Origin of the sequence: Streptomyces lothianensis (assembly GCF_047779955.1) — a bacterium.
Classification (GTDB): Bacteria; Actinomycetota; Actinomycetes; order Streptomycetales; family Streptomycetaceae; genus Streptomyces.
On record NZ_JBLMKT010000072.1, the window covers coordinates 202777 to 218411 of the forward strand.

General features: G+C 68.8%; 8 protein-coding genes and 1 pseudogene. 4 read left to right on the plus strand and 5 right to left on the minus strand.

Annotated elements, in window-relative coordinates; all coding sequences use genetic code 11:
* Nucleotides 1-376: 376 nt before the first annotated feature.
* The 3 genes from ACLF6P_RS25555 to panD all read right to left on the minus strand — a co-directional run bounded on the left by ACLF6P_RS25555 (nt 377) and on the right by panD (nt 1861).
* Nucleotides 377-817, minus strand: coding sequence for a nitroreductase family deazaflavin-dependent oxidoreductase (locus ACLF6P_RS25555; RefSeq protein WP_415953291.1), 441 nt, complete (start codon nt 815-817; stop codon nt 377-379).
* A gap of 162 nt (nt 818-979) precedes the next feature.
* A complete protein-coding gene (locus tag ACLF6P_RS25560) occupies nt 980-1324 on the minus strand; it encodes a GNAT family N-acetyltransferase (protein ID WP_415953293.1) in 345 nt (114 codons plus the stop codon).
* A 105-nt stretch (nt 1325-1429) separates the two neighbouring features.
* Complete coding sequence (panD, locus tag ACLF6P_RS25565; protein ID WP_415953294.1) at nt 1430-1861, minus strand: aspartate 1-decarboxylase; 432 nt, start codon at nt 1859-1861, stop codon at nt 1430-1432.
* Between the two features lie 323 nt (nt 1862-2184).
* Between panD and ACLF6P_RS25570 the strand changes: the two genes are divergently transcribed.
* Together ACLF6P_RS25570 and ACLF6P_RS25575 are read left to right on the plus strand one after the other, a co-directional pair.
* Nucleotides 2185-2334, plus strand: coding sequence for a hypothetical protein (locus ACLF6P_RS25570; protein WP_415953295.1), 150 nt, complete (start codon nt 2185-2187; stop codon nt 2332-2334).
* Nucleotides 2335-2407: 73 nt separating this feature from the next.
* On the plus strand, nt 2408-7417 hold the full coding sequence (locus ACLF6P_RS25575; RefSeq protein WP_415953296.1) for a hypothetical protein: 5010 nt from the start codon (nt 2408-2410) through the stop codon (nt 7415-7417).
* A 272-nt stretch (nt 7418-7689) separates the two neighbouring features.
* Here ACLF6P_RS25575 and ACLF6P_RS25580 read toward each other — a convergent pair whose 3' ends face one another.
* Nucleotides 7690-8913 carry a hypothetical protein gene (locus ACLF6P_RS25580; RefSeq protein ID WP_415953298.1) on the minus strand — a complete coding sequence of 408 codons (1224 nt, stop codon included), beginning with the start codon at nt 8911-8913 and terminating at the stop codon, nt 7690-7692.
* A 534-nt stretch (nt 8914-9447) separates the two neighbouring features.
* On the opposite strand from ACLF6P_RS25580, the gene ACLF6P_RS25585 reads away from it, so the two are divergent.
* The gene (locus tag ACLF6P_RS25585) at nt 9448-14091 is read left to right on the plus strand and encodes an AAA domain-containing protein (protein WP_415953299.1); all 4644 of its coding nucleotides are present in this window, start codon (nt 9448-9450) and stop codon (nt 14089-14091) included.
* Nucleotides 14088-14927, plus strand: coding sequence for a hypothetical protein (locus ACLF6P_RS25590; protein WP_415953301.1), 840 nt, complete (start codon nt 14088-14090; stop codon nt 14925-14927). Before ACLF6P_RS25585 ends, ACLF6P_RS25590 begins: the two co-directional genes overlap by 4 nt.
* A gap of 417 nt (nt 14928-15344) precedes the next feature.
* Here ACLF6P_RS25590 and ACLF6P_RS25595 read toward each other — a convergent pair.
* Nucleotides 15345-15521: pseudogene (locus tag ACLF6P_RS25595) on the minus strand (tyrosine-type recombinase/integrase); the annotation flags it as partial.
* Nucleotides 15522-15635 lie beyond the last annotated feature (114 nt).

Sequence of the window (15635 nt, forward strand, 5' to 3'; positions counted from 1 at the left end):
AACCGGCCGCCACCCCCTCGTGCATCCGCCGTGCATCCACTGCCGCCGACCCGTCGCCTGCCGCTAGCCTGTCGCTCCCGGCTGCGGCTCCGGTTCCGGTTCCGGTACAGGCTCACGGCCCGGCGGCTGCGGCACCGGCGACGGGGACGGCTCCGGACCGGGCACGGGGTGCGGGAACGGATCCGGCATCGGCCCGGGCTCCGGCGGCGGCGCGGGGCGGCCGGGATCGGGCGGGAACGGACCGGGGGTGGGCCCCGGGCCGACGGGGTCGGGGTTCGGGTGCGTCATAGCGATCCTCCCAGGGTTCGGAGGCCTCTCCTTGACCACTGTCCCGTGAGCCGCCTTCCCGCGCCCGGCGAATCCACGTGTGCGCAGGTCAGACCGCCGGCTTACGGACCAGCCGTACGACCGGGATGTCCCGCTCGGTCTTCTCACGGTACTCCGCGTACTGCGGGAACAACTCCACGAGGCCGGGCCACACCCGCTCCTTCTCCTCGGCGGTGAGCGTCTCCGCCCTCGCCTCGAATCGCTCGGTCTCCACCCTGAGCCGGACCTCCGGGTTGGCCCGCAGGTTCAGATACCACTCGGGGTGCCGGTCGGACCCGCCGTTGGAGGCGACGATCAGATAGTCCTCGCCGTCCCGTGCGTAGATGAGCACGGTCCGGCGCCACAGCCCGGACCTGCGTCCCTGATAGTCGAGCAGCAGACAGGGCGCGCCCATCACGGTGGTGCCCTTGGTGCCGCCGGACTCCTCGTATTTCCGCGCCTGCTCGGCGACCCAGCCGGTCGGGCTGACGATCGCATCATCCTGTGCCATGGTCCGCTCCTCTGCTCGCGCTTCGGCTTCCAGGGCTCAACGGCTGCGGCGCCCGGGGGTGTTCCCTCGGTACGCCGACCGGGCGGTGCACGGCTGCGGCCGGCGTTTCACACGGCGGTCTTCACCGCCTGTCGCAGCGTCCCTCACCTGCCGCAGTGGCCGTCACCACTTCTCGGGGTCGGCGGCGAGGGCCGCCTTCGCCGCGGCGAGGAGTTCCGGCGAGGCCGCGGGCGCCTCCTCGGGATGCTTGGCCGCCCAGCGCACCACGTACGGGCACAGCGGCGCCACGGTGAAGCCTTCGCGTTCGGCGATCGTGTACAGCTCGCGGGCGAGCGAGCCCGCAATGCCCTTGCCCTCGTGGGCGGGCTCCACGACGGTGTGCACCGGGACGAGGGCGGGCGCGGGCTCGTCGAGGACAAAGTACTGGATGTGGCCGAGGACTTCGCCGTCGGCGCGGGCCTCGAGCCGGCCCTTGGGCCGGTCGTCGACGATCTTGGTGTCGGTCATGCCGGCCAGTCTGCCAACCCGCCCCGCGCACTGTCTCCCGGGCCGGGCGACCGGCGCGTCAGAGTCAGCGGCCGAACGCCGTTCGGCTCCTGCTCCGCACCCCGCTCAGGCGCGGGCTGCCGGCACGCGCGCCTGCGGGCTGCGCTGCTGCTCCGACCCCGGTACCGGGGCGGAGGCGTCGTCGCCGAGCTCGACGATCCGGTTGCCGGTGTCGACGTGCACGACCCTCGGACGCAGGCTGCGGGCCTCGGCGTCGTCGACCTGCGCGTAGCTGATCAGGATGACCAGGTCGCCGGGGTGGACGAGGTGCGCCGCGGCACCGTTGATGCCGATGACTCCGCTGCCGGGCTCACCCTCGATGACGTACGTCTCCAGGCGGGCACCGTTGGTGATGTCGACAATGTGCACCAGCTCGCCGGGCAGCAGATCGGCGGCCGCCATCAGCTCGGCATCGACGGTCACGGATCCCACGTAGTGCAGGTCGGCCTGGGTCACGGTGGCGCGATGGATCTTGGACTTGAACAGAGTACGCAGCAATTTGGACTCCTGGAAGACGGCTCCCTGCCAGCTTTCTGCAGGTCAAGGGCGCTATCACTCTACAACTGGCACGCGCCTGAGTCGAAGATTGTGAGGAACATCGCTTCACTCCGGTAAGCAGGCTCCTGTCTGGGCTTTAGCGCGAACACGGCTGTCGTGGCTCGTCGAAGGCGCACCTACTCGAACGCTCTTCGCGGAACTTGCCAGGATCGATGCTGACGAAACGCTGACTTACCTGACGGCATATCAGGAGATTAGGGGTGCCATCGGGTCACTGCTCAAAGGGCCGCGCCCTTCGTTCCTCGACGAGCCGCGCCGCCTCCATGACCGGCGGCTCCGCCCGCCTCACGGAGCGGCTCGCCGCCCTCCCGTCCCAGACCCTCGCCCTCGGCCTCGCCCTCGCCCTCGGCCTCGGCCACGATACGAACATCAACGCCCTCCTGGAGAAGACTGCCTTCAACCTCCTCACCTGAGACGGGGCGTGGCACCGAACCGCGCGACGTCGTGCCCGCCTGTACGGCCGGTGGCGCGTCCTATGATGCGGAGATGGTGGGGCGCGACGCAGCAGAGCAGGTGGCCAGCCCGTACGCGACCGGCGGCGGTGGCACGGTCTTGGAGCACGACTTCGGTGCCGTCCTGCTGGCGCACCTCCTCCTCGGCGATCCCGTACCGGCACTGGGTGACGACGTGACGCCGGTGTCCGTACGCTTCCAGGACAGCAGTTTCAGCCCCGTGGACGACCTGATCGTCGTTGGGGACACGGCCGACGGAGCACAGCGGCGGCTGTCGATCGGTGTGCGCCGGGCCCCGGCATTCACGACCAGCGACGACTCCACGGCGGACCTGCTCGTGTCCTACCTGCGGATCGTCACGGATCACTGGGCCGAGGCCGGCGCGGGGCATTGGCGGCTGGCGCTCGCTGTGGCCAGCACCAGTCCTGCCGTACGGCAGGTGCATGAGCTGGCCGTGATCGCACGGGGGCAGCCCGACGAGGAGTCGTTCCGCGCGGTAGCGAAGCAGCCGGGACGCACGACTGAAGCGATTCGCAGGCGGCTGGGCCATCTGGACGCGTTGATCGCTCAGGCAGCCAGCAGTCCGAAGGTGAGTACTGAAAGGCCTGCCGCCGAGCTGACCTGGCGATTCCTGCACGTGCTCTGGTTGTGGCAGCTGAGGCTGGAGGGGGCCGACGAGTCCGACCGTACGGCGGCTGTGGCCCGCCTGCGGAGTGTCGTCCCCGATGCCTCTGTGGAGGGTTCCGCCACCCTGTTCGAAGCTCTAGGGAGACTGTCTCGGAGTTACGCCCCGACAGCGGCCACCGTCACCGAGAGCATGCTCCGGAGGCAGCTCTCTGGGGCTGCGGTCGTTGACCGCTCCCCGTCCTACGCCCCGGCGTGGCGTGCCCTCGACGCCCTGTCGGACACGGCCGAGAACCTCGTCCGGTTCCGGTTGACCGGTGCCGGCGAGAACCTCGAGTTGGAGCGCGCCGAAGCCGGAAATGCTCTGGCCGCCGAAGCGAGGGCGGTCGCCTCGCGGGCGACCGCGCTGGTCGTCCACGGGGAGCCCGACGCCGGCAAGTCGGCTTTGGCCCTGCGTACCGCTGGGCGGCTGCGAGCCGACGGAGTCGCGGTCACCGTGCTGAACCTGCGGGAGATCCCCGCAACGCTTGCGGAATTCGAGGCGCTGCTCGGCGCCCGCCTTGCCGCGGTGCTGGGTGCCTCTGCGGTGGGTAAGGGGCGTCTACTGGTCGTCGACGGCGCGGAGTCGGTGCTGGAAGGACGTGCCCAGCTGCTCTCGGACCTCGCGCGGGCGGCCATGGCCGCCGGACTCGGCGTGGTGGCGGTCACCCGTGCCGACGGTTCGGGAGCCGCACGTGACGTGCTCGTTCAGGCTGCGGAGAGCGTGGCGCAGGACGGCGGAATCGTCGAGGATGTCGTCCGCGAGCACGAGGTCCCCCGGCTGACTCCAGCCGAGACCACGCGGCTCGTCGAGGTCTTTCCGCAGCTGCGGCAGTGGGCTGGTGACGAGCGGACGCGGTGGTTGCTGGGCAGACCTGGTCTGGTGGACATGCTGTTGCGCGCGGGCCCGGGCGTGGCGGCCCCTCAGGGAGCGGCGTCGGAGGCCGACCTGTTCGCCTCCGTCTGGCGCAACCTTGTACGCCGCGGAGAGATGATGACGGCGGGAGGCCCCTCCCCCGACGCTCGCGACCAGTCTCTCCAGGCACTGGCCAGACGCCAACTACTTCCCCGCGAAACCGCCGTGCCACCGGACCCGGCCGCCTTGCCCTCCCTTCGCTCCGACGGTCTGCTGGCGCCGCTCGGCGCGACCAGCGCCTGGAGCCCGTCTGATCGGTTCGCCAGCGATCTCGTGCGAGACATGGCGGTGGTGCGGCTGCTCGTCACGGACGGCTTCGGTCTCCTCTCAACCGCCGACGCGCCGCGCTGGGCGCTGCGTGCCGCACGCATCGCGTGCCAGGCCCATCTACTGGGCGCCGATGACGTCGAACGGTCGCTCGCCCACCTGCGCACCGTCTTCGACGGGATCGCGTCCGACCACGGCGAGCGGTGGTCGGACGTGCCGTGGGAGGCAGTGCTCACCCTCGGTGCAGCCGGAAAGGTACTCGGCCGTGTATGGCCCGCGCTGCAGATGGACCAGCAAGCCGGCTTGCGCACGGTAATCCGGCTGGCCATGCAGCGTTACGCGCCCCATGGCGTCGGCGACCCGCTGATACTCGCGCCCCTGGTCGAACTGGCCTTCTGCCAGCCACACGAGACCGGCTCCGGCAGCGACTCACGGACCGCCCACGACGTGGGCCGCAGAGTCCGCGAACTGGTGCTGGCGTGGCTGTGTGGACTAGTGCAGGCCGAGACAAGCGAGCCAGTTCCGATCCGGCAAGCGCTGCGGGACCGCGTGCTCGCATCCGATCCGGAGCACTCGGACGAATTCGCAGTGGAAGCCCTGGCGATGCTCGGCACCGACCTCGACAGGCGCGCCGAGGCGTTCCTCAGGGGAATCGCCGACGACGACGGTGCGCGTCTCGAGCCCGCCGTGGAGAGCTTCTGGGCCGCGACGGAGATGGCCAGGCATCAGCCGGATCTGCTGCTGGCCCTGGCCGAGTCCTACTACATCGAACAGCACGACCCTGAGGAGGACAGATACGGCTGGTCCCACTCGTACCCGTTCGACGACGGCATCCGACATCACCGCGCCCGCGGAAGCATCACCGAACAGATGGCGGGGTGGTATCGGGGGCCCTTCTGGCCGCTCCTGAAGGCGCACACCCTCCCTGCACTGGCCCTGATCAACCGGATGCTCGACCACGCTGCGGCCGTCCGGGTCGGGGTGCACGGCGACGATGTCCAAGCACCCGCTGACGAGCCGACCGGAGCAGAACTGGATCTGCCGGGGGTGGGAGTTCGGCACTGCGTCGGGGATGAACACGTCTGGGCCTGGTATCGGGGAGGGTCGATCGGCCCGTACCCGTGCGTGAGTGCGCTGCTCGCGGTCGAGCGCCTCGCGGACCAACTCGTGGCCGTCGTCGGCATCTCTCCCGCCCAGGTGGTGGAGCTTTTGTTGCGCGACTGCAACAACTTGGCCATGCCCGGTCTGGCTGTCGGGTTCCTGGTGCGCCATCTGGAACAGGCCGGCGATCTGCTGATCCCCTGGATGCGGGATCCGAACGTGTGGCAGCTAGAGTTCGTGCGAGTCGCCGGTGAAGGAGTGCTGCACGTACAAGGCCCGGACGAGACCGATCTCGTGGGGCGGTCCCGTCGCCGAAGCAGCCCGCGCGATGTCGCCGCCGAACTCACTATGCGCGCGGTCCTCTCGGGGGACCACGGCAGGGTGGACGAGCTCGCGGCCACCGGAGAGGAACTCGTCCGCCGCGCGGAGGAAATGGTCGCCGACTCCCAGGACGACTCGGAGGCCGACCACTTCCTCGCCTCGGTGCAGGTGTGGGCAGCGACGTTCAGGCCGGAAAACTTCCGCCTGGAAACCGCCGGATCCGGCAACTTGACCGTGCAGTACCAGCATCCCGAGCCACTGGCGACTCGCATGCGGCCCGACACCGAGATGCTCGACCGGGCCGGCCGAGCCCTGCGCCTGCAGAACACCTACGCCGGATCCGACGGTCGCAACGCCCCTCCCGACACGCTTCTGGCCGACATAGCCGAGGCGCGGTCCTTGGGCGACGACACACCCGGTCTTCCTCTCGACCGGCTTGACCCGATCGCCGCCGTCGCCGCCACCGCTGCCGTCGCACAGGCTCGCGGACGGCTCCGGGTTCCGGTCGACGACCTGCGATGGGCGACGACCGTCCTGGTCGAGGCGATCACCGAACCGAGCCGGACCGGGTACGCCTCCTCCTACTACTCGATGGGGGCCGACCGGTCCGCGGCGACCGGCCTGGCGGCGCTCCTAGCGGTGACCTCCGACGACGCCGTCCTCGACCGGCAGGCGATCATCGACGTCTTGACCCGCTGCAGCACGAACCACTTCGACGAGGTGCGCATGGCGTTCGCCCGGGCTCTCGAATACGTCTGGGCCGCGCCATGCGACACCGACCGACAGCCGGGCCCGTGCCGCCACCAGGTGGCGCTAGACGCCGTGGAGGCGGGACTGCGGGACTGTCGACTGGGCGACTGGGACCCGAAGACCGGCACACGGGAGCGTCCCCGGCTCGACGGCCCCTACGAGCGAACGCTGCCCGAGGTCGATGCGGAACAGCTGTACCTGATCTCGCTGATCCCCCCGCTCGTGGCCGCCGGCGCGGCATCCCTCAGCGACAGTTGTGTGGCGGATCGGGCGAACAGGCTCACCGAAACCCTGCTCGCCGCCCACGCCCGCGCCACCGACCACTGGGCCAAGGAGGGGTACGAGAACCGGCACAGCAAGCGAAGCGCGCGCGTCATTGTCGACCTAGCGGTCAGTGGCAACACCGAGCCGCTCAAAGCACACGCACAGCACTTCGCCGCTAACAGCCGCGCCCTGCACCAGTTCCTCCGCGACCTCGCCGTACTCTTCACCTACGACGACGGCCTGCGCCCGTCCCTCCCTGCCGTCTGGCCCGTCGTCATGGAGGCCGCCCTCGACGCCATCGGCGACGGCACCGGGCTACGCACCAGCCATCACTGGGACGGCCTCGCGCTGGGGTCGCTCCTGCCCGCGCCCGAAATCGACATAAGTGACACCGACATCGACGCGACCCTGGCTCGCGCCCGGCAGGACTGGCTCCATCCCGACATCCTCACCAGCCTCCTGGACCGCTTGACAGTACTCGCCCGTCAGGAACCGAAGGCCCTCGATGCACTCGCACAACTCGGCAAGTGCGCCCCGCTCACATGGCAGAGGGATGCGGGACTCCGCCTGGCGGAGCGACTGATCGACGGCAACCATCGCATCGCCGCGAACAGGTGCTGGTACCTCCCCGACTGGCTCCGGACGCTTCACTCACGTGATGCCATGACACCGGACCAGATCGCACGGTGGCGACGCCTCGTCGACGGGTTGGCGTCCGCGGGTGACCACCGGGCGGCCGACCTGCAGCGTATGGAGGAATGATCCCGGCGCGGGGCCCCCGGGGGCGGGGGCAGCCGGCCTTGTGTCGCCCAGGACCGGCTCCGGCGCCAGGGAGCACGTTCCGGCGAGGTGCTGATCCGCCCCTATCTCCCACACGGGGCACCTTCAAGTTCGCGGCTTCATCCCGGTGCCAAAGGTTGGCATGGCTGGAGGCCACAGTCGGCCTCCGGTCACCGAATCGGGACTCGGACACCGCCGTCATCAATAGAGGATGCAGTAGCGCACGATCCGCGAGGCTGCGACTTCGCAGGACATCAGCCGCAACGATGTCGCCCAGCACCTCGTACGACCGCAGGGGCCTCCAAGCCCGGAAAGAGCGCTGTCGGCTCCTGAAGACTTGCTCGACCGCACGCCCATGGGACGGGCTCGGTTTCACCTACCCACCCGTTGGTCCTGGAGAGGTCCTGGTAGGAGCCTCGGTAGCCGATCGAGCGGAGCACCAGCAGCGCGAGGTAGTGGCGGGTCAGGAGCCAGGTGTCGGTGACCAGTCCTTTGACCCCGTAGACGGGCTCTTGTGTCTCCTTGGGATGCACGAGACGGTTACGGACTCGGGTGACGACGTCGGCGCCGTCCGCCGGCCGAGTGCCGTCTACCCGCTGTCTGGCCGCATAGGCAGCGGCTGCCGGCAGACGGTCTGCGCGCACCCTCAGATCGACCCCGGACTCCGTCAGGACCATACGCAGTTTGTCATGAGCCGGCCGTGCGCGGGATGTGTACTCGGCTTCCGTGAGCCGCCCGCTGAGCACGAGTTCCTGCCACATCACATGCTCCAGTCCGGCAGCTCCGCTCATGATCCGCTGCTCGACGAACCCTCGATCGACTATGGCAGTGATCGCGTACTGCATCTGCAGGCGAAGCGCCTGCCCCTTGCCGGGATCGCGGAAGGTGGGCAGGAGGCAGGCCAGCAGATCTGCCAAGGACTTCTGGTCTTCGGGGTACCACCAGCCGGAGCTGATGCGGCGTGCCGGGTCGCAGAGCATCGGGCCCCACTGGCCCCACACCGTATGCTCCTGGTCGTTCAGGCCGACGGGCAGGGCGGGGGCGACCCACCGGCCGAGCGCGAAGGACAGTCCGATGTGCAGCGCACTGAGAACCGGGGTGACCTCGGCGGCCGTGAACGTGGCTCCGTCCAACCGACGGATGTCCATCACGTGAGTCATGACGTAGACGTCCGCCTGGCGCACATCAGAGAAGACGGCCTTGTGATCGGAGCGGACGTCGAGCGTGATCCTCCACCCGTCCGCCTCATACACACTGCGTCCGGCCGACACCAGTCGCGGCGTCCCATCAGCAGCATGAGCCTCGAGGTGGGCTGATCCACGCCATCGGGGCAGATTGAACCAGTGGGCAACAACACGGTCGAGCGGGGCGGTGGGGTCTCCGTAGGAAGTGCCGTTGGACCAGCCGCTCACAGCGTCTCTGGCGAACACCGGCAGTTCGATGCCGAGGTTGAGCAGACTCAGCTCAGTCCTGTCCATAGAGGTGGGGTCATAGTCTTCGGTACGCAACCGCCAAGAGATCCCGGGCTTCGGGGAGCAGTCGTACTGGACAACCCCGGGCACCTCAGCCCCGGCCGGTCCAATGGGTCCGTCGTAGAGGGTGATCGGCTCCCCTGGCGCATGGAAGGGGTACACCGGCGCCAGGGGCTCCTCAGCCTTGAGCTCAGTTGACGAAGCAGACATGTGCCGCACTCCAGACGTTGCCACCGACATTGGCCGCGCAGTGCCGCCGGGCGCTGCGCGGCTCCCCCCTGCAAGCTCAGCTCTCTACAACGCGTGCTCGGACGACAACCCGAGAAGGGCCCTAAAGGAGGGCGGTGCAAGGACCTGAACCGCTACGCAACGACCCCACTCTCTACACGGGCCCCTCAGAAGCGAACCCCTCACCGTCCAACTACAGTGCGTCAATCCAGCCTATACAGCGTGTGGATCACGCCATTCTCCCGGACCGCATTGTCGTGCCTCCTCAGCCACCCGATTCTGGAACGTTCGTCACCAGCTGAGGGGAGACAGGTGAAAGTGCCACGACACGCCGCGAACAGCCCTGATGTCATCGGGCAGACCACCGGACTGATCGGCTTCTTGCGAGAGGTCGTCCAAAGCAGCCACCAGCGTCTACGGGACGACCGGCGTTCGCGGGAGCGTTTGTGGCTCGCCAGTCTGCCGGCCTCCGTGCGACGCCCCGTCGACCGGCCCGACGGCATCCTGCTCACCCTCGACCACGTGCCCCAGGCCGCCCCGCCGCCGCTGCCGGAAGTGCTGGACGGGTGGGTGTCCCCTGAACTGTGCCGGGACGCGGACGGTGAGGATCCGCCGCTCGCGAGCGAGGGACCGGGGAAGGAGTTGGTGCGGGCCGAGGACGGTCGCCAATGGCGGGAGGAGACCGACGACCACAGCGTCCGCCGTGAAGACGCGGCCGAGGTGTTGCGGGCCTACGGACCGTGGCTGGCGCGGTGGCGACGCTGGGCCGAGCGGGAGCGCGCCGAGCGGGCCCTGCGGGAGCTGTACGAGCAGGTGTACCACTGGCACCAGAAACTGACCCAGCAGGACGACCAGCTCGAACTCGTGCTCGTCACAGGCCTGTTGACATGGAGTGACCCACGCGGTGACACCGTCCATCGCCACATCCTCACCCACCGGGTGGAAACTTCGGTGGACCGCAAAACCGCCCAGCTCACTGTCCGGCTGACGGCCGAAGGGGCGGTACGGCTGGAGGACCAGGCGTTCCTCGACACCGACGACGGCTGGGCCCCCGAGCGGTCGGCCGCGCTCGCCGAGAGGATCGCAGCCCAGTCTCTACACCTCCTCGGCTCGGAAACCTTGGAACACCTGGCCCAATGGCAGGAACGCGTGCTGCAGCGTCCCGTGACGTTCAGCGCCGAGTGGCAGCCTCCCCGCGAGCCGGAGCCGGGGGCACGCCTCACGTACGCCCCGGCGTTGGTGCTGCGTCCCCGGGACCGAAACGCCCTGCTGAATTTCTACGAGCGGATCGCCGACAGCGTGGCGTCGGAGGCGCACGCGCCACTGGCACTGGCGCAGCTGGTACTGCCCCTGGACGCCGAGGCTCGTGCGAACTGGGACGGGCGAGAGATCCCGCCCCTGTTCGGGGACGACCCGCTCTTCCCGGGCAAGACCAACGAACGCCAGCGCAGTGTGCTGCGGCGCCTGGAACACGACACCGGCGTGGTCGTGCAGGGCCCGCCAGGCACCGGCAAGACGCACACCATCGCCAACCTTGTCTCGGCATTGCTGGCCCAGGGGCAGAGGGTCCTGGTGACCAGCGCCCGCGACCAGGCCCTGACCGTCCTGCGGGACAAACTCCATCCTGCCGTACGCGACCTGTGCGTCCTCCTACTCAGCTCCGCCCGCCAGGACGGGGCGGACGAACTGGAGCGGACGATCAACGCCCTGACCGACCATGTCGCCGCCAGCGACCCGGAGCAGCTGCGGGACGAGATCCGTCAGCTTGCCGCACAGCGCGAGGAGGTACGTGAACGGATTGCCACGCTCACCGAGGAGGTGATCTCACTGCGGGAGGCAGAGGTGTACCGGCACCGGGAGATCGCCCCCGGGTACGGCGGCGTCCTTGCCGCGATCGTGCAGCGCGTCCGCGACAACGCCGAGCACCACTCCTGGATCGGCCTGGTCCCGGACGACGGACCGACACCCTCCTCCCCTCCGCTGTCACCCGCCCAGGCGGCCGAACTCCTGAGCCTGCTGCGCGAGGACGCCGCGGAACCCCGGGCCGGAGGCACCCTGCCGGATCCCGACACCCTCCCCTCCCCCGAGGACCTGAGTCAGGCTATTGAGGCGGGACGCATCACCGACGACGGCCTGTCTCTCGAGGCGGTCGGCATCCGCGACAGTCTCGCGCGACTCGACACCTCCGTCACCGACGAACTGGTCTCACTCGCGAGCAACTGCCGTACGGCCCTGCACCACCTCGGCCTGCCGCCAAACGCCAGACACTGGGACCCCGTCAAGTGGACGACGAAAGCCCTGACCGCCCGTCTGTCACGCGAAAACTTCGCCATGTGGCGCCAGGTGTACACCCTCAACGACCAGCTCACCGAGGTGTCACAACAGCTGGAAGCCGTCGTCACACGGCGTGTGCTCCTGCCCGAGGCGCTCACGGGGCAGCAGGCCGACGCGTTCAGCACTGCCGGCGCCGCCCTGCGAGCCCATCTCGCCAGGGGCGGCAGGCTACGCAAGCGCGGCAGCCTCCTGGCCTCGAAGGCGCAAAAGGACGCCCAGGACCTCCTGGATGTCTGCTCTGTCGACGGTCATTCGCCCGACACACCGGACGAACTCGACGCCCTACTCGCACACTTGCGAGCCCTCTCCACCGTGGACGCGATCGCGCGCCGGTGGGCGCAGGCAGGTGCCCCCCTCTCCAACGGTCCCCTGGAACTCCGACTGGCCTCCTTGACGGAGGCGTACACGCGCCTGAGGCAGGTCGACGCCTTCGGTGCCGCCCGCGAGCGCATCGACGACGTCCTCGTCCACCACGGCCTGCACATCGATCTCACCTCACGCATGGCCTGGCAGGACTTCGCCGATGCACTGGCGGCGCTGTCGGACCGGCGGGCCGCGGACGAGGCATTGATCCGACTGGCCACGTGGGAAGAGCAGCTGCGTACACCGTCGGAGGGCTCGCGTCCCGCCCCCGAAGCGCTGGCCGCAGCACACGCCATCCGGGAACAGGACACCGAACGCTATTCCAAGGAACTTGACGCGTTGCGGGAGGCGCATCGGCGCGAGCACCGCCGACGCCGGTGCACCATGCTCCTGGACAGCGTGCGCCGGGCGCACCCTCTGCTCGCGGACCAGCTGACGAAGGATCCCGACGATCCGGTCTGGGAGAAGCGGCTGGACTCCCTGGCCGAGGCATGGGCCTGGGCGACGGCCTCCGCATTCGTGAAGCGCCAACGCACTCCTGGGCGAGAGGGTCAGTTGGAGGGCGAGCTAGCCGAGTGCGAACGCCGCCTGGAGGCACTAACGGGTGAACTCGCAGCCACATGGGGAAGGTTGCACTGCCTGGAGCGCATGACGCAGGAGCAGCGTTCGGCGCTGCAGGCATACCGCAATCACATGGCTTCGTACGGCAAGGGCAAGGGCCGCAACGCGGGCCGCTACCGTGCCGCAGCGCACGACGCCATGCGGACGGCGCAGGGAGCTGTGCCCGCATGGGTGATGCCCATCTCTCAGGTGGCGGAGATGGTGTCGCCCAAGCGCGACGCATTTGACGTCGTCATCGTCGATGAAGCCAGCCAGGCCGGCATGGACGCGCTGTTCCTGCTGTGGCTCGCTCCACGCGTGATTGTCGTCGGCGACGACAAGCAGTGCGCGCCTCCGGTCAGCGGCATGGGTCGGCTCCAGGCGATCCAGGACCGGCTCCTCTCTCATCTGCCGGACATGCCGCCCATGCTGCGCCAGCTCTACACCCCTGCCACCAACCTCTACCAGCTGCTGTCCACGTTCTTCCCGAAGGTGATCCGGCTGGAAGAGCACTTCCGCTGCATGCCCGAGATCATCGGCTGGTCCTCCCGGACCTTCTACAACGACAAGCTGCAGCCGCTTCGGCAGTTCGGCGGTGAGCGCCTCGACCCGCTCGTGACGCACTTCGTCGAGGGAGCCGTCACCCAGGGCCGCGACAGCCGCCTACGCAACCCCAAGGAAGCCGAGGCCGTCGCCGACTGCCTGGCCCGGCTCATCGAGGATCCCGCCTACCAGGACAAGACCATGGGGGTCATTGCCCTGCAGGGACCGGTCGGGCAGGTGAAGCTCCTGGAACAGCTGATCAACGAGCGGGTTCCGGCGCCGGTACGCGAGCGCCACCAGATCCGGGTGGGCAATCCCGCCTCGTTCCAAGGAGACGAGCGACACGTCATCCTGCTGTCGATGGTGGCGACGAACCCGCCGCGGATCGCGGGCGGTGCACGCAGCGAACGGCAGGCGTACAACGTCGCCGCTTCCCGGGCTCAGGACCAGATGCGGCTGTTCTACTCGATTCCGCCCGACCGCCTGAAGAAGGAAGACCTCCGGTTCAATCTCATCGCTTACATGGAGAACCCGCCCGCCATGCTGGCGAGCGCCGACCAGATCGGCGATGTCTCGGCGGACATCGCGCAGGATCCGTTCGAGTCCCTCTTCGAGCAGCAGGTCTACCTGCGCCTGAAGGCACGCGGCTACCACGTCGTCCCGCAATTCCCCGCTGGGAACAGGCGCATCGACCTCGTGGTGGTGGGTGCTCGCAGCCGTCTGGCGGTGGAGTGCGACGGCGACCGATTCCACTCCACGCCCGAGCAGATCCGGCGCGACCAACGGCGCGACCGTGAACTCCAGCGGGTGGGCTGGACGTTCTGGCGTATCCGAGAGAGCGAGTTCCGCTTCGACCCCGACGAGTCGTTGACCGGGCTGTGGGCGGAGCTGAACCGGCTGGGCATCCATCCGGCCACCTTCGACGACGCCCACTCCCCCACCCCATCCACCGCGCCCTCCGCTGTGCGGTGGACCCCGCTCGACCTCTCCTCCGACGAGGACCTGACCGAGGACACGGCGCAAGCCGCGGACACCACCGACGCAGCAGATCCCCTCGCTGTCCTGCAACCGGCCGAGGACGAGGAACCCGAAGACATCACGGAAGGCTCGGCATGACCCCGCACTCCCCTCTCGGCATCCTGGACGCCAACACCCTGGAGGAACTGGCCCGTGTCATCTGCGGCGACGAACACCTCTACTACCGCAAGGGCTACGAGATCGCCCGGTTCCTGGAACACGCCGGCTGGGAGCGCGTGCCGGAGTACGACGGCGAGTACCGCAGGGAGTGGACCCTCGCACGGCTCGCCGAGCGCCGCGAGGACCCCACCGAGCTGGAGAGGGTCCTGCTCCGGCTCGCCGACCCGCGCGAGTACCTCGATGAGCCCGAACAGCTCCCCACCACCATCTCCGCCGTCAACGCCTTCCTCATCCATGAGGGCGTGCGCCTGGAGAACCCTGGCGGCCGCCCCCGCCTCGTCGCCTGCGACCCCTCTCTCGCCCATCCGGGCAGCCAGGGCCCAGTCGAACTCAGAGCCACCATGACCGACCTCATCACGGACCAGAACATGGCCGGCCTCCTCCAGCACCGCTTGGACGAGGCCCGCACCTGCTACGCCAACGGCGCCCATGTGGCCGCCATCATCATGCTCGGCAGCCTTCTTGAAGGCGTTCTCGTCCATGTCGTTCAGGAACGCAACGCCTCTCTGCTCGGCCCTACATCCCCGGACAGGGTGAGCCTGGATATCCTGATCAAGACCTGTCACGAAGCCGGCTGGATCGGGGCCGACGTCGAGCGCTTCTGCCACGAGTTGCGCAAGTACCGCAACTTCGTACATCCGCGCGCCGAGATCCGGGAGGCTCACGCCCCGGACCGCGACACCCTGGACATGTGCTGGCCCGTGGTCAACGCGGTCCTGAACGACCTCGCCGACTCCCAGCCCAAGGCAGCCTGATCACCCGAACCGCACCGTCCCGCGCGTAGCTCGTCAGACGAGTCTGAGCGCAGGGCGGCCGTCCGGCATCCCCAGCGGCTCCCGCACTCGCGTCCTCCGCTGCCGCCCGACCGCATGACGCCATCGCCGCAGTCCCCCCCCCACCCGGGAGCGTAAGCACCGAAGAAGCTCCATGCTTCAGCTGCACCCGAGTGAGCCGCTGAAGGACGAAGAAGGAGCCTCGCTGGCGAACCAGCAGGCTCCTCCGGGTGCGTGCTCATGAACCCAGCGCCGCCATGCTTCACCCACCGCCAAGATCCGGACCGTTTGCGGCCGTCGCATTTCGAAAACCTCAACGCCCACCTCCTCCGCTGCTCAAGTGCGGTGCAGTTGCTGCGCCACCAGCAGACGGCAAGCCTTCCATTGCTCCAGCGCCGGTCAGGCTGCTTCCCAGAGGGCGGCGTCCAGGATCCGGACGGCTTTGGTGATGCTGCCCGGCATCAGGTGCCGGTAGGTGCAGTACGTCTCCTCGATGGACGTGTGGCCCATCCATTCCGCGACGTCGGTGATGGGGATCCCGTTTCCGAGGGCGTTCGAGGCGAAGTAGTGGCGGAAGCCTTACATCCCGACACCCTCCGGTGAGTAATTGTCAAAACCTGTGGATGGCCGGGTAGCTAGTGACCTGAGTCAGAGATTCGTCGGCAGTAGGCGGCGACCTTGTCAAGGATC